This window comes from Akkermansia muciniphila (genome assembly GCF_030848305.1).
Classification (GTDB): Bacteria; Verrucomicrobiota; Verrucomicrobiia; order Verrucomicrobiales; family Akkermansiaceae; genus Akkermansia; species Akkermansia muciniphila_A.
On record NZ_CP114598.1, the window covers coordinates 2,629,339 to 2,650,075 of the forward strand.

A 20,737-nucleotide genomic window follows, 5' to 3' on the forward strand; every position below is an offset into this window, starting at 1 on the left:
TTATGCCGGATAAAAAAAACGAAGACGGCGGCGCCATCCTGACGCCGGAAGATTTTGACAGCACGCGCAACACGGAACTTGCCGCGTGCCTGATCACATTGGGGTTCCCCCTCCTGAACAACACGCCGGGCTTTTCCCGCGTGATTGGCGAAGGGATCGCCGGGCCCGGCGGGGCTGTCACCTGGTGGTTTGGGAAACGCAACCGGGATGGGAAATACACCATGGGAGAAGTGCTTTCGCGCTGGGAAGATTGGAACTGGCTGAACGATCCGAACAACCTTGATCCTCTGGCCTATATCATCACGGGCTTTCATAACAAGCGGAGGCTGGTGGATGAAGTGAAAAAGCGGGAAGTCATGGTGCTTGTGCAATCCGGCGCCCGCCATGCCCTGTTTTCCAAAAACTGTTCCCGTTCCACCCTGGACCGGGTAGAGCGATTCATGGGATTTTAACCGTTTGAAGCAATGTCTGACGTAACTGTGACGCTGGGAGCGGATGCCGCTGAATTCAAGCAGGCATTGACGGAAATTCAGAAATCCGTGGATTCCCTGGTGAATTCCACCACGGCTAAAACAGCGCAGCTTGGCCTTGCGTTTTCCGGCGTGAAAGACATGGTTTCCACGGCCTTTGCCGCTATTGACGGAGCTGTTCAAAAGGCTTTTGATTTTGTCGCGCCGTCTGCGGCCATCCAACGCGTGGAACGGGAATTGACGGGCCTGACGGGAAGCGCGGATGAAGCAAAGCGCATCCTTGAAACCATCAACGAATGGGCCCTGACCTCCCAATATACCCCCACGGAAATGTTCAAAAACGCCGCCCAGTTAATCCGCGGCGGCATTTCCGAAAGTTTCGCGCCTGATCTGGTCCGTCAACTTGCCACGATCGCCCAGGGGGACCAAAGCAAAATGAATGCCCTGGTGGCCGCCATGGTCAAGGGTTCCGGGGGGCTGAAAGGTTTTAATTCTGAAATCATGGAGGCATTCAACGCCGCCCAGGTGGATCTGATGGGAGCCATGGAAAAAACGTCCGGCCTGTCCGGCTATGCCCTTCAGGAGAAACTGAAAGCCGGGATTGGATTTGACGACGTGGCCGCCGCCATCCGGGAACTTGCCAAGGAAGACGGCCCCCTGAAAGACGCGGAAAAGGAAGTGGGGGAAAGCTGGGAAGGGTTGCTGAAACGGGCGGAAAACGCCTGGGGCAACCTGCAGGAAAATTTTGGAGCCGGCTTGCTGGGGCCGTTAAGCGCCCTTTTGGAGCAAGTGGACGCCCGGCTGGCGGAATGGGGGGATGGCGCCGCGGAATGGGGGCAAAAAGCGGGGGATCTCCTGTTCCGGGCCGCTGATGCCGCCATGGCGTTAGGCGAGGCGGTAGGGCCCGCCCTGGCCCTCATTGCGGACAATGCGGATCATGTCTCTACAGCTGTTCTTGGGATTGGAGCGGCGTTTCTCACGTCCCGGTCTCAAATGGTGGCCGCCATGGCGCAGACAAAGGGCAGCCTGACGTCCATGTCCTCCTGGGTATTGCTCGCCAAAGGCAGCTGGGCGGGATTGTGGAATGCCATCCGGACGGGCGCCGCCACGGCGGCGGGCGTGGTCCGCGCCGCAGCGGCGGGAATCGCGGCATCTGTCCGCGCTGCCATGGTCGCCATCAAGGGCGCCATTATTTCAACGGGGGTAGGTTTGGCCGTGGTGGCGATTGGTGAAGGGATCTCTTACATTTACCGGCAGCTTTCCGGAGCGCCGGCAGCCCCAGCCGGCGGGGAGCATGACCAGGAAGCCCGCACCCGTGCGGGCGATCGCGTGAGAAAAGGACAATTTCTTGATAATGAATGGAGAGCGTATGAAGAAGGCATGAAAAATGCCAACACGGAAACGGATGTGGACGCCGTGGGGAACAGGATCTTGAACAATTTGCGCCGTGCGGAAGAAGAACTGGAATATGTCGCCAAGACCGCCGGCGAAGAATCGGAGGAATGGAAGGATCAGGCCGCCGTGGTGGGGAGCCTGACGGATCTTTACACCCTTTATCAATCGTCCCGTGAAGAAGCCCTGGCCCGGATCCGGGAACAGGCCGCCGCGGAAAAACGCCTGGCAGAACTTGCCAAGGAACGGGAAAAGGCGGAAAGGGAAGCGGAGCAGAACCGGAAGAAACTCCGGGAACTGGAAGCCTCCTGGCTGAAAAGCGAATCTGACCGTACCTATAAGAAAAAGAGCCTCCGGGAACGCGGGGAATGGCTGGACCGGGAAGCCCGCGGCATGGGTTCCGAGCCCGGCATGGCCGGCATCACGTCCCGCATTGCCGAATTGTCCCGGCAGGAACCTACGGATGCCGTGATGAATCAAATTAAGGCCCTGGACGATTTGAGGAAAAAATATGCAGAACTGTCTGACGCCAGAAAAGATTATGAAAAAATGGAATCCGGGGCGCGCCGGAATCAGGAGTTAATGGCCGCGGAAATAGCTGGGCTTGATCAACGGGCGCAAAAGATCCGGGATGAAATAGCCCTGCGGGAAAAAACGAAAAGCTACCAGGACGCCGGCATGGATGAAAAGGACGCCGCTGAAATGGCCCGGCGCGACGTAGCGCTTGAACGGATCCAGACCAGGCAGAAATCCCTGGGAGACGGCCCCGGCCTGAATGACATTATCAAACAAAGCGGCGTTGAGGTAGGCAACGGCGGAAAGAGCCTGGGCCTGTCATCCTCGCTCCTGTCGGCAACGGAAAAGCAAACATTTACGTTGAAGGAAATACAAAGGATTCTTGAAACCTGGAAGCCCGGCCAGATCGTCCTGGCCGAATAAGGGCAAAAGAGACGGAGGGGATATAGTTATATGCAAGAACCCGCTACATTCAATTTTTCCGCCACGGCACATGTTCCGGGGGAGCTGGTTTTGACGCTTGATCCGCCGGAGGAAGTGGATCTGGCCGGCTGCACGGTCCGCGCCGCCGTTGCTATGTCCGGCGGCTGTGTCCGGCTGCTGGATTGCAGCGCCGTCAATCCCGAAAATATTGTTGCCATCAATTTTCCCGGACTTTCCGCCGGATGGGCTTTTTATGACGTGTTCCTGACCTTCCCAGGAGGTGCGGAAATGCCGCTCCTGAAGGGGGAAATAGATATTGCCCAACGTGTCACGCCGGCGGATCCGCAACAGCGTGCAGAATGGTACGTAACGGCCACCCTGCCCGGCGCGGAAACAGGCCGGGTGGAAATTATTTTGGGACAAGGCCCCCGTGGCCCCCAAGGGCGGCCAGGGGACAAAGGAGAACCGGGAACCCTGGAATCCAACGTTGGCGATGTGGACATTGGAGGGGCCCTGACCGCTGAATCGGCTGCCATCAACGGGCCATTGATCGCTGGGATACCGGATGGCACCGTTAGCGCGGGGACTTGTAATCAGATTTACGGCATCACGAGATTTTGGCAGTCCCTTGATGTTCGGGACGGGGGATGGTGGCGCGGAACAATAATGTACGAATCGGGCATGCTTAACATTGCACAAGGGGCAAGCCTGAACTGTATTGGCCCCGCAACTGTTGCAAGCACACTTAACGCCAACGGCGGCATCAATATTCCGCTTGCCGTGGGAGCGCCAACAGCCACGGGGGGAGTTAATCGCCTGTACGCCGCTGGACTGGCCGGCGTGACGGGCCTCTTTACCCTGCCGGCTTATCTGGACACGGGCGCGGTGACGGCGACGGGGACGGCGGCAACTACCGTTCTCATCCCCGGACAGTATGCACAGACGAACGTGCGTGCCGGGACGCACAGCACGATTGTGCATTATTTTGCAGGGCCCAAGGGACAATGGAATTATTCCAGTTTTGCGGGTTTTGCCGTCCCATGGCAAATAACGAATGCAGGGAAATTGACCGTGAGCATTGGGCGGGGGACAAAGCTGGTGCGGAAAGATTTAACGCTGGATTCTTACAGCATCATCCCCGGAAATGATCTGGCCTATAATACCGGCGAAATTCTGGATATTACGTTTGACAATGCGCGCGATACGGCGCGCGGCGGGTATGTCGTCCGCGTTCGGGAAATCTACGCAGCCGAGACCGCGCGGATCTGGAAGGTAAAGACTACAACCAGCTTTATTCCCTCAACCAATAACGAACCTATCCCTTATATTGTCAACAAGGTTATTTATCAGCAATATGCCCCCCGATCGTACAATGCCGTGGATTATGGGGACGCCTATGGCTCATTGTATTTGCTGACAGGCGGGGGAAGCAGTCAGCAACTTTGGAAGATTGCCGCGGTGCGCGGCGTGACCACCTTTGAAACGGGCACGGGGTTTTCCTCCATTGTGACAGATATACCGGGAATTTCCGGTGGATCTGTCAACGTGTTTGTTGGGGCGGCGGAGCGCACCAACTACCAGCCGGGGAATGAGAACCCGGTTTATTACGCTCTGGAAGCTCTGGCTGTCAATGCCATTGAATCCGAAGAAACGGCTGATTTTGAAGATATTAACATTCCGATAGAATGAATAACGCAGAAATACAGATTCAGTTCCCCAAGCCGGGCAACTGGCAGGAATTCATCTTGACGCCCATTTACCATGCCGCGGGCGGTTATAGACCTCCGGCCCGCTATACAGCGGACGAGATACCCGCGGAACAGGCCCCGGCAATGCAGGCCGTCGTTGCCGCTCTGGTGGGCATGGGTGAGGACTGGCAGGCGGTGCAGGTGTGGGCCAGACTGACGAAATTTTACGCTCCGGAAATGGAGAATCCCATGAGGGAGGGGGAAGCGGTGGAACTGACTGTTGAGGCCGTCAATGCCCAGGGAGGGCGCAGAATGTTCACGTCCCGTGACTATCCCGAATTTACGACTGCTTCACCCGCCGCTGTGGAGTTTTTCAAGTTTTTCACTACTAATCAATAACAACATAATCATATGACTACTAATAATCAATGCAATCATGCCGAGGCTATCGCCAAGGATTTTTATAGGGTAGTTTCCGAGGATAACGGCAGCGGCTGGAAGTCCTGGGAAGATTTAACCGATTCACAGCGGGAAGCGTTTGTGCGATTGGCGCAGCAAGCCCTGCCCATTATCGGCAGGCACGCACTTTGTGATGTCCGGGACTACCTGGGCAAGGCATCTGGCACGTCCACTTGGTGGAAAAAGGTTCTGCTGGGCTTGGCCTACGCCGCTGTTGGTGCTCTTGGTTTTTCCCTGTTCCAGGGCTGCGGTCATTCCGTTGACGTAACGCCAGAAAAGACGGTGGTCTGTAAGGGCAGCTCCTGTCTGGTGCTCGAACCGGGGCATATCTCCTACAGTCAGGCCCAGCCGGAAACGGACGTTCCGCCCGTCGTTCAATCCCTGAAAAAGTGAAGCCATGACCGGATCTGTTGTCAACGCGGGCCTGCTGGGGGCTAATGCCCTGTCCGTGATTGCGTCCGTCACGTCAGGCAACCCGTTTTTGGAGTACATTCAAAACGGGGCGAGCGTGGCCGCGGTCATGGGAATTTTTCTGTGGCGGGAAATGAAACGGGCGGAACGTTATGAGCGGCTTTATGACGAAGAACGCAAAAAACGCATTGATGCGGAAAATAAATGTTCCGGCTGTGAGTTCGTCCGCAAGGCGCATGAAGAATTCCTGGACAACAGGGACTAGTTTCAACTGTAAAGTTTTTCTTACAAGTTCCAACCTTTTAACAATTAAATAATTATATGATTATCAAAGAATATCAGGAATTCAAACCCGTTCAGCGCGCCCTGGGGCTGAAGGCGGATGGGATGCCGGGGCCTAAAACGCTGGCCGCTGTAGCTCTGAAATTGCGCTGTCATGAAATATGGTCCGCGGTCCAGGCCGCCGTGAACGTGACGCCTGACGGCATCCCCGGCCCTGCCACGGCCCGCGGCATTGCCGCCGCCCTGGATATTGCCCTGCCCCGGTCCTGGCCTGACCAGGCAACCGTCCGTGCCGGGCTTTCCATTTTTGGCCGTGCAGGAGATGAAAGCAACCTTGTTTCCCTTGTCCCCCCTTATCCTTTATATTATGAGGGAAGGCCCGTGAAAACGATCCGCGTGCATCAGGCGATTGCCCAGGACGTTCAGGCGGCCCTGGCGGAAGTCCTGGCCGCATATGGCCTGGACCGGATCCGCGCGCTCCGCCTGGACCAGTATGGCGGATCCTACAATGACCGCAGCACGGCGGGCGGCAAAAGCAAGAGCATGCACGCCTGGGGGATTGCCCTGGACTTTGACCCGGAACGGAACAGTTATTCCTGCAAAGCCCCCCATGCCGGGCTTTCCCGTCCGGAGTGTGAAGAGTGGTGGCAGATTTGGGAAGCCCATGGAGCCGTTTCCCTGGGCCGCGAACGGGATTATGACTGGATGCACCTTCAGTTTGCCCGGCTGTGAAATAATAATCTTTTGAGCGTCAAAAAATTATATATAAAAACATCTTGCGGAAAGTTCCGTTTTTCTGTATATTGGCCTCGCCGGTTGATCCGGAGCGGCAGGGAATGAACCCCGCCGTTAATAGAAAGGATTAAATCATGACTTGATCAAATACAGCGACCTAATACAACGGCTGATTGAGCTTCTTATAGTTCTGTTCAGCTGACAAAAAGGCCCCGGCTGCTGGAACAGCCGGGGCCGATGTTTTAGAAAGGAATCAATGATTGACTACATTGACCTAATACGCCTTTACTATGCCCTTTCCTGCGGATTTGTCAAGCAAGCGTTTGTCATGCGTGATCAGCGGCGTTATCTGGTTAAGACGGCTTCCGGATTCCGTTCCAGAATCTCCAGAAGTTTAGCAGCCGCTCCTGATGGGGTACGTTCCCCGCTTTCCCATTTTTTCAGGGTGGATATGGAGGTTCCCAGGAGTGCGGCAAATTCTTTCTGGCCCATGTCCAGGGATTGCCGCAGTTTGGCAACCTTGTTTTTTGCAATCCAATTCCGCCGGGATCCCGGAACAACCACCCGGATCCCCCTGGCGGGAAGATCATCCCCCAGAGCGTCCAGTAAAGCTTCTTCCGCCTGATCCAGTTCGGCATTGACTTCTTCCACGGTTTGACCGCTTACGCAGGGATAAGGGGTAAGCTCCGGGAGTTTCCCCAGATATTTCCCGTCCTCGTCGGACCAGTAAATGATTCTCGTGTAGTGTGCTTTTGTTTTCATCATATATCTTACTAATTTTTTGTCAGGGATGAGAGTGGAGGAAGGGTTATTCACCCTTCCTTTGTTTTTTGGCTTGCTCTGTCATGCGTTTCACGGCTTTTTCCTGGTAGTGGTCGGCATCGTCCCCCAGTTGTCCGCTAAGGACCCATGACAGGGAACCCAGCTTGAACACCCGGTGGGAGCCTTTACCGGGGAATTCTTTGAAACCCGCTTTCAGAAGGTCTTGCCTTAACTCTCTTCTCTTACGTGGCATGCGCGGATATTACCACATTGTGTTCTTTTTAGCAAGCAAAAAGTGTACTTTGTGAACATTTTTTATATTCATCGTAAAAAAACCCCGGCTGTTCCAGCAGCCGGGGCCGATTGTTTAGAAGGTGAACATGTGATGTTCGGCAATCAATACGCTTTTACTGTGCCCTTTCTTCCGGATTTGTCAAGCTGATTGCGTTCCAGCACTTCCGGGAGTTTGCCCGGTACTCTTACAAGGTACTTCATATGATCTATAAAAGAATCTCCACATTCCAATGTGTCTTGGAAAATTAGAATATTTTTCTCATTCGCAAAAATATCATTTAATTTTTTTTCAAAAAAATCTTCATCATCAAGTTGCCTTTCCAACACGCGATATTCTTCCTTAAAAGAGACACATCCCATTACTTGGAGCACGTATTTTTGAGTATCAAGAAGATTTTCAAAAATCATTTCAATGTAAAATTTCTTATTTTCGTCATTAAGCATATCCGTATTCCGAATACGCCTTATAAAAGAATAAAATTTATGCACCCAAGGAAGAAGATCATTATATATTTTTTCAAACATTTTCCAGTTGGCATCATACTCAGATTGTTGTTCTTCATTCAAAGAGTATAAGCTATCTGCAATGTTATCACATCTTACTATTTTCGCACAAGAATAAATACAATCGGCTATTTTTGATATAGCCTCCAATCCATTTTTATTTTCAAAATGTATGCTATCACTTAAATAATTCAGATATTCCAGCTGTTTGAAAAAGAAACTATCAAACTGCTGAATTTTCATTAATCTGTTTTGGGCTTCAAATTCATCCGCCTGCCTTTTTTGCTCAGCGCGTTGCCTCTGCATTTCCTCCCTCTGCAATCTCAGTTCTTCACGTTGCAGAGCCAAATCCTTTCTTTGTAAGAGAATCGTGACAATAAGACCTATGAACGCAAGAGCAGTAAAAAAAGTATTGAGAATGTTGAATGCATCTCCAACTTCATCAAGATTTTCTGATAAAAAATCTGCCCATATATAAAAGATGACAAACAGCAATAAAATGATGATGAAGATATAACGTAGAGTTTTATTCCTCTTGCATGTGCGGATGAATCGCAGCCATACCGCTTGTTCGTCCCTGGATGCCGCTCTTGCCCGCTTAAAAGAATGTAAGTCCGTGCGCATATTGCTTGCGTGATAGCATGCTTTTTCTGTTTTTAATTTCTTGAAACGAACCATGCTATTTATTTTCAATAAATTATTTTTACATAACGCCATGTGACCACATCTTCCAACTTCTCAACTTTTTCAGTTCTGCATACGCATTGCCATCAGTCAATCTTCTATATTGTTTTAAATATTTTTCTAAACCAATAGCATATTCTTTTTGGATATACGGCATTACATTGCTTTTATCAAATTTTTCTCTGATATTAGAAAATTCCTGATCCATTTTTTCTGGAGAAATATTTAAAATATCACCATATACTGTATTATAATAAAACAAAACTTTACTATCAGTAGCCTGTCGTATTCTTTGTTTTATATAAATCTGCTGTTCTCGAACACGTTGCGCGACTTTAAAGAAATCATCAATTCTTTCAAAATCCTCTGATGAAAGAAGACCAGCCATTAGGTAAGAATATTTATCCCATTGATTCTCATCATATATTAAATCAGAATAATGAAATTCTTTCTCTTGAATAACTCTATTTATTAAACATTCTGAAGACAGATACTCAATATTTTTTTCTATATTTTTTATTTGAAGGGTGAGAATAGTTGCTGCTTTAGACATATTTTTTATTTTACTGTCATTATATGTCCACCACGTAATAAAAGCGGCAAAAAGTAAGATAAAATTCTGAACAAAATCGGACTTAAAAATAACCGACAAAATCAGGAAGGTAAAGGAACCCAAAATTATAAATAATAATTTCATGACGAATTTTTAATACATTTTCTCTCTTATTATATACACAAACAAAAGATATAATTATATAAAATCATGATTAAAATATAACAATTAATTCATTTTCAACATTTGTTGACTAGCTTTCCGGAAGGCCTTTTCCTCATTCTCATAAAGAAGGAATTTGAGGGCAGGTATTCTTTCTCCATCCATTTCAACATGTCCGTTTGGAATCGCTTTTATTTTTAACAACGTGTCTTTTGTGATGCCCTTTTTCGGAATTCCTAAAACAATATATTTGACGCTTGTATGTTCATAGACACAATTCCCATCATAATAAGAATAAGGATGTACCAGGATTCCATTCTTATAAGTTCCATATACGGCCAGCTGATAGTATTCGGAACGGTTTAATTCATTCAAGAAGCCACGCAATTTTTCCTTTGTCTGTTCTTTTTCCTCAGCCTGTTTTTTCTTTTTTTCCAATGCTTTCTCTTTCAGGGCTTCCATCTTAGCCGTTTCCCTGGAAATGATATCCGGGGTGATGCCGAGCGCTGTTTGATGTTCCGGAGCCAGTTTTGATACAGGAATGCTTTTCGTCCCTTCGTCATGACTGATTTTTGCCGTCAGGCCGCCTTTATAAGAAATGGTAGCGTTCTTGTAAGTGTCATTACCGATCGTCAATGTTGGAATAGTCACATTTCCTGCAACGGCGGGAAGAACCAGACAGGACGCTATCAGTATAGAAAACAGATCTTTTGTCATGCGTTCGTGATAGCATAATATGCCGTTTTCTGTCCAGAAATAACATTTTTCTGCGGTTTTTGGTTGACAACAGGAAAGAAGACCGTTAATGAAAAATAGTTATGATTACGGTGACTTTGCCATTTGATGAAAATGATCCCATGTTTGCGCGGAATTGCGGGAGCCGGAAAACGGATGTCTATTTATTTGAGATCGCCGGGTATGCGCTAGCCTGTGACATGGGCGGCATTACTCCTGATGCGGAACATATTCCTGATACCATGAAGGGATTGACGCGCGTCAGAAAAGAAGAAGGAGCATCAAACGTCTTATTTGCCCTGAAGGAAGGAAAAACCGCACGGGAAATTGGGGAGCTTGCTCTTGACATGATCAAGAAGCGGAATGTCATTGAGACGGAAACGGAATATTTATTCTATTATAACCATTTATGGGTCAACATGCTTCGGAATTTCTTCGTTTTCGCCGGTGAAGAAAGCGCGACACGGGAAAACATGTCTTATTTGGCTCAATTCTTACCGGACGAAAAATTTGCATGGCATCCTTTCAACGCAATGCGGCGCATGTTCACCGCGTATTTTGAGAATGAAGAGAACCGTTTGCGGCTTCTGCTTTTTCTTAGATCCCTGTGCCGCGGGGCTGTGCTTGCACTTTCTTCTTACCATGTGGAAAAACAGCTTCAGGGGAACTATGAAGAAGAAAATTTCCCGGCGTTCAAGCGTACATGGTGCCAATTTACGGGCAAGTCATCAACAGGACCGCGAAAGAACCTTGAAAAGATTGTGGAGATGTTGGGCGGCGGGGTTGTCGGGAAAGGTGCCCGTCCTGATTTGCTGATCTGGTGTGAAGAAGGGTCTCCCGCTTACAAATATGATAAGATTGGCGGGAAGCTTGCTCATGCCTTTGAACCCGATTCAGGTACGCTTGTCATTCCAGAAGAAGTTTTCTGGAAGGAAGTAGAAAAGGAAACAGGAAAGACTAAGGATCGGATTCTGGAAGAGGTTAAGGGATAACTAAAAAATTTGAAAAGGCCGGCTCCTTCCCTGGGTGCCGGCCTTTTTATTCAAACCAGAAGGTTTTTAACGACGTCTACAAGGGATAGATGCATGAGCATCTAACACGGAAACAGTCCATTCATTGACTGTAAGACCGTGAAGTTCTGCTTCCGATTTGAATTTTTCCCACTGTGAGGGATGAATGCGCACTCTAATTTCAGCGGGTGCCTCTGGAGCGGTATATCCGCAATCTTTCATAATTAGTTCAAAAAATTTAACCCTAGACGCAGGAATGGGGACTTTAGAAAGCCATTTGTCAATCTGGCTTTTTTTGACTCCGCTCCGTCTGGCTAGCTCTTCCCTGGTCATTCTGGTTGCCTTCAAGAAGTCCTTGAGCCTAGTCTTGATGTCATCCATGCGCGCATTTTTCCTAATAGGGTAAAACTGACAAGCTTTTTCTGGATATTTTACCCTTTAGGGAAAATATTATTGCGAACCATTACCTTGTGGGGTAATTTCCGATTTGTTAGAAGAAATTACCAAGTTATGGACGACATAAACCAAACCAACAATATTTATTCATCATCTTTAGGTCGCGGCATAGGTGGCGTAGAATCAACTACTGATTGCAGCAAATCCCTAACGTATTTTTCTGCTGCAACATGGTCTTTTGGATCTATATCCGGTGGTAAAAGCATTTCCCATTCTTCCGGAGTAAGCCGCACAGGAAAAGTTATCACAGCATCATAATTGATAGGAGAAGAAGATCCGACAGACCAAGATTCTTCCATAAGCTTTTTTATATATGCCACTTTTGCTGGTGGTATATCACGAGTAGGAGCCAGCCAGCAATCTACCGTACTCTTTGCAACGAAGCATTTTTCAGCAAGCCATTTTCTGTTTTTTCCAATGCGCTTCAGCCAATCCTTTATTTCCTGAACCGAATAATCCATGCAGTCTTATTAGCAAAATGCTAATGAAACCGCAAGCACAAAAATATTTTTTATCATACGCGATAATTTTTTGTTGACGGTTTACTGCGGTAACGATAAATATCTATTCATCATGAGCACAGAATATTATACAAATGATAAATTAGAACTCCAAATTCCAGTTCTTCAGTATGGCAAACTTGCTATACAGGCGGCACAACAAGGGGTGGATATTTCAAAACTAATCATCCGTAAAGCGGCAGACCGCCGGAAGGGAGAAAATTATCACTCCACGGCAGCATTGCCCCCTGTCCCGGCCCCTGAGCCCGTAACATGCCCGGCGCCGGCAATGTTCCCCACTCCCGCCCCCGTAGTGGTCAACGGCGCGGATCCTGACCTGAATTTGAGGTAATAAAGAGATGAATCACTCTTCCGTCAGCAAACGGGCAACCGCCGCCGTCAATCCTTCCGGGGTAAGCTTTTTAAGTGCTGCAAGCCCGGCGGAACAAGATAAGCGGACGATTTCCGCTTTACTCATACCGAATTCTTTCGCAACAGATTCTATTTCTTCAATCTGGGAAGATGTAAAACGAATTTGTACGGGAGTCGTAAAAGGGTTGTATTTGTCAATCGGACGCATAAAAAAAACATACTTTGTAATGTGCCGCAATACAAGATTTTACAACAACGTAATGCGCAACACTACAAAACAAGCTTGACGTTGTAATATTAAACACTACAATGAAAAGCATGAGCAAGCTATCACAACCGCTTCAGATCCGCCTGAGAGAAACAGACAATGAGGAACTGCGTTTCCTGTCCGCGGAAACGTCAGTACCCTTTGCCGTTTTGGTCCGTCTGGCCGTCCAGCATGGACTGCCGCCGTTGAAACAATCCTTGCGGATATCCGCAGAGGCGACAGCCGGCCCCATGCCGGCTACTCCCTCTGTTTCCCCTGCCCCGGCGGCTTCCTCGATGCCGTCAGCCCCTTGCCCGGTGATTGTTGCCGGGGAAGATCCTGACCTGAATTTGAGATAAACAACCGATTAGAATCATGAAAATAAATACAGCATTCAATCCGGCCCCCATGGGAGACCGGCGGAATATCAATATCATCCATGAAAGGCTCTCTAACATTCCCCCGGACGACATCATCAAAAACGTTATCAACAATGCGCGGGAACTGGTGGAAGGTCTGCCACGTGTGCAACTGGAAGCGTTGGCCGGTTCGCTGGTTACGGAAATTCTTCTGGCCCAGGGCCTGGGATGCTCTGAAATCCCCCTGAAGAATCTGGAACAAATGATGGGGATGGCCGGAGTTTATGCGAAATGTGAATTCAAGCCCAGCAACGAAAATGGAACAAGTGAATCCTGAAAGCGTGGTGGCCGTGGGGAACGTGCAAACGGCAGGGGATCAGATCAAATATCTGCCCCGCTTTTGCCGCCTGTACGATCTGCCCAAAACGCCGGGCCTGTTCCTGCCGGACAGCGCCCCCAGCAAAGAAACGCTGCGGACCTGGCGCAACAACGGAACGCTGGTCATGGTGAAAATAGGGGCGTCCCTGTTTGTGGATCTCCACATGACCTTGAAAAAGAATAAAATAAAACTCGGAGTGCTTAACAATTAGCGTTTTTATGAGCAACAAATATGCCGCATGGTATTTGCGTGTGCAAGTGAAGGATCTGGAACAGCTTCCCTTTCATCCGTCGGCGGAAAATGAGGCGGGGGAAGGATTGCCCGCTGATTTTCCGCGTGAGGAATTCACGGAGGATCAGCTTGTGCTGCTGGATGAATACTACCACGCCAAGCGGGAAAACGTGGTGAAACAGTTTTTCCGGCTGCTGCGCGTCCATCCCGGCAGCATGGATTTGACCCTGTGGCATCTGGCGCTTAATGCCGGCATCCTGGTAAAACTGCTTGGGATAGGGGATCCCCGCTCCTTTACCTGGCGGGAACTATGTGGCCGTTTGGGCGTGGGGGAAGATGTGCTTTACCGGCATAAAAAAGAAATTCTGCGCCTGATTGATGAAATAAAAAAATAACCTTCAATATTTTATGAAAACAATCAATTACAAATTCATTTTTTCAAAAACATACGACAGCCTGAAAGCGGAAGGGACAAATATTTATGTCAAACAAGAGGGTCCGGGCAAATGGGGCGCCATCCGGGGGCCGTGGAATTGGACGGGGAGAAAACACTACAGTTCTACGCCGTCAGGAGCCGTAAACAAACTGTTGAAACGAGAAGAAAAAGAAGGATGGAAATAACCTTCAATATCTTATGAAAACACATATCAAAGAACGTCCCATCCCCTTTTCCGCGGATATGGTGCGGGCGCTGCTGCAAGGCTGGAAAACACAGACCAGCCGCACGCGCGGACTTGAACGGTTCAATGGGTGGCCGGACAGGAAAATCCCCCTGGGGGAAGATGCCTGGGAACTATGTCATTTTATAAAAGAAGAGCCGGGCATCTGGCGCGCCATTTTCCAGGATCCGCGCGGGGAATGCCCGCCTGGACTGGATCCTGTGGTGAAATGCCCCTATGGCAAACCAGGAGAACGGTTATGTGTGCGAGATCCTTTTTTCAATGTGTATGATGATTGGTTCCGGCTCCTGCTGGAAATAACTGATATTGAGGTCAGGAAACTACAATCCATTACTGAAGAAGAAGCCATGGCGGAAGGAATTGAAACCATTTTTTACGATGAAGAAACGTCCTCCACCGGCTGGAAAAACTATCTGGACCCGGAAAGCATGTGCATCCGCGCCAGAGATTCCTTTTTCACGCTGTGGGATCGTCTGCACGGCGCCGGGGAAGCGGAAACGGATCCCTGGGTATGGATGATCAAATTCAAGGTATTGAAAGTTAAAGGGACAATAAAATGAAAAAACGATATACGCTTATTGGAGTAATTCATGATCCGGGGGATGAAGATTATTGCCTGCGGCTCAATGAAAACGGATACGTGCTCAATATCCTGATCACAGACCGGGAATATATCATCCCGCTAAACATCAATTTGAAAACGCATGATATTCGTACCGCCCGGAAGAAAAGGAACAATATATATAAATCGTTGTACGGGAAAGAATTTACCCTGTAAAAAGCATAAAAGCCGTACTGCGATATTTAGGAGGGAAAAACCGATACGCGCATGAAATCACACAAGGAACTTGCCGAGGAAATTTTAGGCTATCCAATCGGGGAAGACGGGTGCGCCCCCTGCCCCGGCGCCGCGCTGCATACCACGCAAAGCGGGCCGCGGGATTGGCGGATCTGGTTTGACGGCGAAGGAAAGCCGCATGAATATTGCTTCCATCAATCCTGCCAGAGCGCCCGCGACGACTTCATGAGGGTGCTTTACCGGGCTATCAGCGCGGAGGAACGCGGGGCCCGCAGCACCCGCAAGGCAACCCCCAAATACCAGCGTCCCCTGCCCCCGGCGCCCAAGGCGCGGAAGGTAAAAGCGGAAGAATTGAATGAAGATCTGGCCCTTGCGCTGGCGGGCCGGGTGGAGGAAGAAATCACGTTTGACTGGCTGAGGGATCATAGCCCGGTGGAAATCCCCGGCAATCCCCACGCCTGGGGGGAACTGCTGCTGAATGAACTATATCCCGCCGGCGCGCGGATCCTGGTATTCACGGCCTTTGCCTCCCAGGGGCAATATATGTATATCGTGAAGGATGGCGTTTACAAGCTGGGGCGGAAACCCGGCGTGGAGCCCGTGAAAGCCCCGCGCCTGCCTGCCGGCGGGGATGCCGGCGTCTGGTACTTAACGGCGCCCGTGACGGGCAAATGGGAACCCAACCCCGGCAAGCGGGATGCCATGGGAAATTTGATGCCGGGGCGGCGGCATGCGGCATGCTGCACGTCCTTTCCCTTCCTGGTCCTGGAAAGCGACGTACTGACCGCGGACGTATGGCTGAAAATTCTGGTGCAGCTTGCGGATCCGGTTGTGGCCGTTTACACCAGCGGCGGGAAATCCGTCCATGCCCTGGTGAAAATTTCCGCCGCCACGCCGGAGGAATTCAACGCCATTAAGTCAGAATACGTCTTGCGGCTGTCCGCCGTGGGAGCGGACACCGCGGCCATGACGCCTGTACGGCTGTCCCGCCTGCCCGGCTGCATGAGGCACGGAGCCACCGGGGAAAACGGGACCTATTTCAAATACGACCAACCGCGCCTGCAGGAATTGCTTTACCTGAACCCCGGCGCGGTCCACGGCGTTCCCATCCTGACCATGCCCGCGCGGCAACCAAGAAAGGCAGCAAGATCATGAGTGATTTGACCACCGCGCAAATATTAGGCGCGGCGCCCGTCATGGTGGACGGACGCCCCAATATCCGCACCAACCAGCAAGTGAGCCTGATCGCCCAGGCGGTAGCGGACAACCTGCCAAGCGGCGCCCTATACCGGTATCATGACGAGTATGTGACCATCAGCACCATCAAGAGCACCAACCAGGACGGGGAAACGACGACGGAACTTGAAAAAAGGCCCATGGATCCACGGCGTTTCACAACGTGGATCGAACAATACATGACCTTTTCCGCCAGTGCGGAAGATCCGGTGGAAAGCATGGGGAAAAATATGGCGGAATTGATTCTGGCGAGTGATTATCTGCGGGCCGCCGTGCCGGAAATTGCGGAAATCATGCCCGTGCGTCTGCCCGCCTGGGGCGTAGGGCCCAAGGGAGAACGCTTCCTGCGGATCCTGCCCGCCGGCTATGATCCGGCCACGCGCATTTACAGCGCGGAAACCGTGGCATGGGACGCCAACAAGGTTTGGCCGGTGGACGCTGTTCTCCGGGCGATGAACAGAGCCCTGGCGTCCTTCCCATGGGCGGAAAAATCCGCCGGGCCTATCACGCATATCCGTTCCGCATCCTGCTTCATGGCGTATATGCTGGGGCAGTTCTGCCGCCACCTGATCGGGCGACAACCCATGATTCTTATTATAGGCAACCAGCCGGGGACGGGTAAAACGCTGCTTGCCAAATTTGCGCTAGGGCCCATTTATGGAGTGCCGAACGCCACGCCGTTTCCCAAGGATGACGCCGCCCTGCAAAAGCTGTTGTTTACCAAGCTTATTTCCGGGGCGCCGTATGTCCTCATTGATGACCTGATCAATTTAAGCAGTACGACTTTGAACCAGTATGCCACCAGCGAGGCCATTTCTGATCGCGTCCTGGGAGGCAATAAGGAGTTTTGCGGGGTCAACCGCATGCAGATTGTCAGCACGGGGAACAATTTGACGGTAACGCCGGACATTGAGCGACGCAGCCTGATTATTGACCTGTTTGACGTGTGCAAGTCCGTCGAAAAAAACATTGCCAATCCATTAACGGAAAAAGTATTCAGCCGCCCGCAATGGCGCCGGGAAATGCTCATGGCCTTGTGGTCCCTGGTCTGGCATTGGAATGAACAGGGCTGTCCGTCCGTGTGTTCCGCGTCCGCCATGCCGTCCTTTGAAGGATTTTCGGAGGTAGTGGGATCCATCGTCATGACGGCGGGCTTTATCTCCCCCTTTACCAAACGCCCGGCCACCACGGACGGCGGGGACGTCCGGGGGAATGCCCTGGAACGGCTGCTGGTGGCCCTTGCGGACAAGATACAGCCGGAAACGCCGGAAGCGCCCCATACGCAGCTGACGCACCTGTACACGGTGGAAGCTGTGATGGGCGTGGCCGGGGATCTGGGGCTGGTGGACATTATTTGCAGCGGCAAAAACCAGAATCAGAGCATGGGGCATCAACTGCGGAAGCTCAAGGGGCGGCAATTTGTGGACAGTTCCGGGCGCGTCTTTACCTTTGGCCGCCGGGAAGACGCCGTGTCTTCACAATATAATGTAGTCATTCTTTCCGAACCGCGCATGTAAGACGGCTCTTCAAGGGAGATCCCCCTTCCGGGATCTCCCTTTTTTGTCCCGTCAAGCCGTGTGGCCGGCTGTTTCGCCGCCGGTGGCCAGATATTCCGGCGTCAGGGACCAGTAACGCGCGGCAGAATCTTTGGTCAGTCCGCGCATATTCAGGTAACGGGTTTTCAACAAGTCGGTTCCGACATGGCCCATATCATGGCTTAACTGGTTCAGATCATGCCCGGCTTTCATGGAGTAGGATGCAAAAGAATGTCTTAAACAATCATGCGGCCAGGGATTTTCCGGAGAATAGCCGGCGCGGGTGCGGAGGGCAAACAGGCGCGTTTTCAGATCCCGCGGATTGATGACGGGATCATCCGGGCCCGCGTTGTGTGGCCGGCACGCCAGGATCCACGCCTTCAGCACAGGCTGAATGGTCACATGGCGGGCGCCGCCGGTCTTGGAATGTTTGGCCCGGACGGAAACAACGCCGTCCTCCAGGGAGATATCCGCCCATGTCAGCCGGGTAAGTTCCCAGGGACGGATGCCGGCAAAGGCCCCCAGGGCGACATACAGACGTAAATCCGTTGTGTCCTGGGCCGCCACGCGCCGCCGATAAACCGGCGCCGTCCTGTCTATCTCCTGGGGCGGCGAGCATGCCCGGAACAAGGCGGTCAACTGATCCGGGGTCAATGCCACTATTTCCGCTTCTTGCACGGGAAGCTTGTCTATGGGATCCACGGGATTTTTAATGATCCAGCCGCGCTTGATGGCAAAGTTAAACAGGGTGGCAAGCTCGCGCTTCAGGTTGTTCCAGCTGGTAGGGTGGCCGGCGTGGCATGTGTCCAGGGCATCCCGGATCATGGCCGGCGTAATGGCCGCGCATGGTCTGGCCACCAGATCCGGGCAAAGACGTTCCAGGCGCCCCAGGCGCGTTTTCCGGGACAGGACCGTCACGCGGCTGTTGTGCGCTTTAGCCGTGCTGGCCGTGCTGGCAAGTTCCCGGAGGGAGGGGGACATATCCGCGTCCGGCGGCGCCACCCCGCGCCCCAGTTCTACTAATGTTCCCAGCTTTGCCACCGAGCCCGCCCGCTTCACAAGCGCCGCGTAATGGGTGGCGGCCTCTAAAGGCGTCACCCCTATTTCTGACAGTATTTCATCAACCGCGTTCCACTTATAAGCATCAAGATCGATCGTTTTTCCGTTTACCGTTCCAAAACGTTTCAAATTGCGTATCTGTTCCGCAATATATCCTTCAGCCTCGCCTTTTGTGGCGAAATATTTTGAGGTCTGTTTCCCCGTGTGGGATATGCGTTCCGGGATGACAACCCGCCACGGTTTTCCAGGGCGGGAAGTGCAGGGGCGCGGCTTCCAATCGTCAACCAAGCTGTGCATAATTGTGCATGCTTTTTTGACCACATTATACCCTTTTTCACTATTTTCCAGCATGGAATGTAAACTATGCTCTAAAAGTAACAAGCCCCTTAAACCGTTGGATTTAAGGGGCTTTGAAGATGGTAGCAGGGAGGTGATTTGAACACCCGACCAAAGGCTTATGAGTCCTCTGCTCTACCACTGAGCTACCCTGCCGTTAAGTGGTTGATGCCGTAAGGCGGGGAAATATTTAGCCTGGATTGGAAAGAATGTCCAGATTTTTTTATGGATCAGGAGCATTTTATCACGGCAACCCGCTTTTCCCTTCAGGTAAATTATTACTGATGAATCATTTTTTCCATTCATCCGTTTCACACGGCCTGCGTCCCAGGCCGTTTCCCGCATACGGACATTTACGGCGCGGGGCATTATGATGCCTCCAAACCCATGCCACTGACAGAGCGGGACAGGAAATAGAGGCCCATAAAGATTTTCGGGTCCACCACTTTTCCCTGTTCCATCTGCTCCATCAGCCAGCCATGCACCAGAGGAAGCGGAATGCGGTGCACCGTGATATTTTCGTTAGCCACACCTCCTCCTTCCGATATTCGATGCAGGCCTTCCGCCAGATAGAAAGATACCATTTCCGTAGTCAATCCTGGAGAGGAAGGACCCGCAAGAAGATACGTCCAGGAGTCCGCACGGTATCCGGTTTCCTCTTCCAATTCACGCCGGGCGGATTGCAACGTGCTTTCCTCCCCTTCATCCCCGGAAATCCCCGCGGGCAGTCCGACAGTCCGGGCATGCAGGGGAACGCGGTATTCTTCCACCAGCAGCAGTTCTCCTTCTTTCGTCACGGCCACAATCATGACGGCTCCAGTGGCATTAACCCGGCGCACGTATTCCCACCTTCCTTCTTTCAGGAGTTCCAGAAATTTCCCCCGGCAAAGAGACAGGCATGCTTCCTCTGGCTGTTCCATGTGTTCCATGTGTTCCATGATGCAACCCACGTTAGGTTCCCGGCCGGCCGTTGTCAACCATGCGGACCGCCTCCCTTCCGCATCTTCCCGGGTAATTCCGCTCCGGTTCCTGTAAGTGGTTGATTTCCGGCGGCGTAATCATGCCCTTTTCGTCACCCGGGCCGGTAACAACATAATAACATATTGATAATAAGTAATTCACAACGTCATACAGAAAATATACTCAGGAGTACTAAATTATCGGAGGAAGCAAGAACAAAATATTTTTTCATGTGGAACCCCCGTGGAACGTAGAGCCGCGGAACGATGACTCGCGCTGTTTCAAAAAGATATTTTTTCCTCAGACGCAAATCAGTAATTTGGCGCTCCCGTCAACCGGGGTGTCGGACTGAAAGCGGATGAGTTCGCCTTCTCCACCCCGATGAACGTCACGAGCTGTCACGGCTGCGGAGGAACCTGATACGGTTCCATCCGCAGGGCGGCCTCGTAGCGGGACGGAACGCCTTACGGCTATTTCTAACCAGCAACATCTTTTATTTCCAATAACA

Annotated in this window: 25 protein-coding genes and 1 tRNA gene; 15 read left to right on the forward strand and 11 right to left on the reverse strand. The window is 51.2% G+C overall.

Annotated elements, in window-relative coordinates; genetic code table 11:
• The first annotated feature begins 2 nt into the window (after positions 1–2).
• The 7 genes from O4G22_RS11405 to O4G22_RS11435 are packed head-to-tail and all read left to right on the forward strand — an operon-like array spanning position 3 to position 6,373.
• Complete coding sequence (locus O4G22_RS11405; protein WP_306713889.1) at positions 3–452, forward strand: hypothetical protein; 450 nt, start codon at positions 3–5, stop codon at positions 450–452.
• Between the two features lie 12 nt (positions 453–464).
• The gene (locus O4G22_RS11410) at positions 465–2,801 is read left to right on the forward strand and encodes a hypothetical protein (protein WP_306701834.1); all 2,337 of its coding nucleotides are present in this window, start codon (positions 465–467) and stop codon (positions 2,799–2,801) included.
• 30 nt (positions 2,802–2,831) lie between these two features.
• Positions 2,832–4,490 (forward strand): hypothetical protein, encoded by a 1,659-nt coding sequence (locus O4G22_RS11415; protein ID WP_306701835.1) that lies wholly within the window; start codon positions 2,832–2,834, stop codon positions 4,488–4,490.
• On the forward strand, positions 4,487–4,888 hold the full coding sequence (locus O4G22_RS11420; protein WP_306701836.1) for a hypothetical protein: 402 nt from the start codon (positions 4,487–4,489) through the stop codon (positions 4,886–4,888). The genes O4G22_RS11415 and O4G22_RS11420 overlap by 4 nt, the downstream gene beginning before the upstream one ends.
• 12 nt (positions 4,889–4,900) lie before the next feature.
• Positions 4,901–5,341, forward strand: a complete 441-nt coding sequence (locus tag O4G22_RS11425; protein WP_306701837.1) for a hypothetical protein — start codon at positions 4,901–4,903, stop codon at positions 5,339–5,341.
• Between the two features lie 4 nt (positions 5,342–5,345).
• On the forward strand, positions 5,346–5,624 hold the full coding sequence (locus O4G22_RS11430; protein WP_102733875.1) for a hypothetical protein: 279 nt from the start codon (positions 5,346–5,348) through the stop codon (positions 5,622–5,624).
• 56 nt (positions 5,625–5,680) lie between these two features.
• The gene (locus tag O4G22_RS11435) at positions 5,681–6,373 is read left to right on the forward strand and encodes a M15 family metallopeptidase (RefSeq protein WP_306701838.1); all 693 of its coding nucleotides are present in this window, start codon (positions 5,681–5,683) and stop codon (positions 6,371–6,373) included.
• 348 nt (positions 6,374–6,721) lie between these two features.
• On the opposite strand, the gene O4G22_RS11440 is transcribed toward O4G22_RS11435, so the two are convergent.
• From O4G22_RS11440 to O4G22_RS11460, 5 genes are all read right to left on the reverse strand, one after another.
• Positions 6,722–7,141, reverse strand: coding sequence for a helix-turn-helix domain-containing protein (locus O4G22_RS11440; RefSeq protein WP_198153335.1), 420 nt, complete (start codon positions 7,139–7,141; stop codon positions 6,722–6,724).
• 43 nt (positions 7,142–7,184) lie between these two features.
• The gene (locus O4G22_RS11445) at positions 7,185–7,391 is read right to left on the reverse strand and encodes a type II toxin-antitoxin system HicA family toxin (protein WP_249852103.1); all 207 of its coding nucleotides are present in this window, start codon (positions 7,389–7,391) and stop codon (positions 7,185–7,187) included.
• A gap of 143 nt (positions 7,392–7,534) precedes the next feature.
• Positions 7,535–8,614: a hypothetical protein gene (locus tag O4G22_RS11450; protein WP_306701839.1), complete on the reverse strand. Its 1,080-nt coding sequence runs from the start codon at positions 8,612–8,614 to the stop codon at positions 7,535–7,537.
• A gap of 25 nt (positions 8,615–8,639) precedes the next feature.
• Positions 8,640–9,317 carry a hypothetical protein gene (locus tag O4G22_RS11455; RefSeq protein WP_249852101.1) on the reverse strand — a complete coding sequence of 226 codons (678 nt, stop codon included), beginning with the start codon at positions 9,315–9,317 and terminating at the stop codon, positions 8,640–8,642.
• 84 nt (positions 9,318–9,401) lie between these two features.
• Complete coding sequence (locus O4G22_RS11460; RefSeq protein ID WP_249852100.1) at positions 9,402–10,052, reverse strand: hypothetical protein; 651 nt, start codon at positions 10,050–10,052, stop codon at positions 9,402–9,404.
• 101 nt (positions 10,053–10,153) lie between these two features.
• Here O4G22_RS11460 and O4G22_RS11465 point away from each other — a divergent pair, with 101 nt between their 5' ends.
• Complete coding sequence (locus O4G22_RS11465; protein WP_306701840.1) at positions 10,154–11,062, forward strand: hypothetical protein; 909 nt, start codon at positions 10,154–10,156, stop codon at positions 11,060–11,062.
• Positions 11,063–11,128: 66 nt separating this feature from the next.
• On the opposite strand, the gene O4G22_RS11470 is transcribed toward O4G22_RS11465, so the two are convergent.
• Positions 11,129–11,461 (reverse strand): helix-turn-helix domain-containing protein, encoded by a 333-nt coding sequence (locus O4G22_RS11470; RefSeq protein WP_306701841.1) that lies wholly within the window; start codon positions 11,459–11,461, stop codon positions 11,129–11,131.
• 158 nt (positions 11,462–11,619) lie between these two features.
• Positions 11,620–11,997 (reverse strand): hypothetical protein, encoded by a 378-nt coding sequence (locus O4G22_RS11475; protein WP_306701842.1) that lies wholly within the window; start codon positions 11,995–11,997, stop codon positions 11,620–11,622.
• 112 nt (positions 11,998–12,109) lie between these two features.
• Between O4G22_RS11475 and O4G22_RS11480 the strand changes: the two genes are divergently transcribed.
• The gene (locus O4G22_RS11480; protein ID WP_306701843.1) at positions 12,110–12,388 is read left to right on the forward strand and encodes a hypothetical protein; all 279 of its coding nucleotides are present in this window, start codon (positions 12,110–12,112) and stop codon (positions 12,386–12,388) included.
• A 12-nt stretch (positions 12,389–12,400) separates the two neighbouring features.
• Here the strand turns inward: O4G22_RS11480 and O4G22_RS11485 are convergent, their stop codons facing one another.
• Positions 12,401–12,616 carry a hypothetical protein gene (locus tag O4G22_RS11485; RefSeq protein WP_306701844.1) on the reverse strand — a complete coding sequence of 72 codons (216 nt, stop codon included), beginning with the start codon at positions 12,614–12,616 and terminating at the stop codon, positions 12,401–12,403.
• A gap of 414 nt (positions 12,617–13,030) precedes the next feature.
• Here O4G22_RS11485 and O4G22_RS11490 point away from each other — a divergent pair, with 414 nt between their 5' ends.
• The 6 genes from O4G22_RS11490 to O4G22_RS11515 all read left to right on the forward strand — a co-directional run bounded on the left by O4G22_RS11490 (position 13,031) and on the right by O4G22_RS11515 (position 17,856).
• On the forward strand, positions 13,031–13,351 hold the full coding sequence (locus O4G22_RS11490; RefSeq protein ID WP_306701846.1) for a hypothetical protein: 321 nt from the start codon (positions 13,031–13,033) through the stop codon (positions 13,349–13,351).
• On the forward strand, positions 13,332–13,604 hold the full coding sequence (locus O4G22_RS11495; protein ID WP_102758885.1) for a hypothetical protein: 273 nt from the start codon (positions 13,332–13,334) through the stop codon (positions 13,602–13,604). The genes O4G22_RS11490 and O4G22_RS11495 overlap by 20 nt, the downstream gene beginning before the upstream one ends.
• A 7-nt stretch (positions 13,605–13,611) precedes the next feature.
• On the forward strand, positions 13,612–14,019 hold the full coding sequence (locus tag O4G22_RS11500; protein WP_306701847.1) for a hypothetical protein: 408 nt from the start codon (positions 13,612–13,614) through the stop codon (positions 14,017–14,019).
• Between the two features lie 239 nt (positions 14,020–14,258).
• Positions 14,259–14,864 carry a hypothetical protein gene (locus O4G22_RS11505; RefSeq protein ID WP_306701848.1) on the forward strand — a complete coding sequence of 202 codons (606 nt, stop codon included), beginning with the start codon at positions 14,259–14,261 and terminating at the stop codon, positions 14,862–14,864.
• Between the two features lie 269 nt (positions 14,865–15,133).
• Entirely contained in the window at positions 15,134–16,258 is a 1,125-nt protein-coding gene (locus O4G22_RS11510; protein ID WP_306701849.1) for a hypothetical protein, read from the forward strand.
• Entirely contained in the window at positions 16,255–17,856 is a 1,602-nt protein-coding gene (locus O4G22_RS11515; RefSeq protein WP_102758890.1) for a hypothetical protein, read from the forward strand. Before O4G22_RS11510 ends, O4G22_RS11515 begins: the two co-directional genes overlap by 4 nt.
• A 51-nt stretch (positions 17,857–17,907) precedes the next feature.
• On the opposite strand, the gene O4G22_RS11520 is transcribed toward O4G22_RS11515, so the two are convergent.
• The 3 genes from O4G22_RS11520 to O4G22_RS11530 form a co-directional block, all read right to left on the reverse strand.
• On the reverse strand, positions 17,908–19,230 hold the full coding sequence (locus O4G22_RS11520; protein WP_165477153.1) for a tyrosine-type recombinase/integrase: 1,323 nt from the start codon (positions 19,228–19,230) through the stop codon (positions 17,908–17,910).
• Positions 19,231–19,350: 120 nt separating this feature from the next.
• Positions 19,351–19,425 (reverse strand) — tRNA-Met (locus O4G22_RS11525).
• A gap of 212 nt (positions 19,426–19,637) precedes the next feature.
• Entirely contained in the window at positions 19,638–20,207 is a 570-nt protein-coding gene (locus O4G22_RS11530; protein WP_306701850.1) for an NUDIX hydrolase, read from the reverse strand.
• Positions 20,208–20,737: the final 530 nt, after the last annotated feature.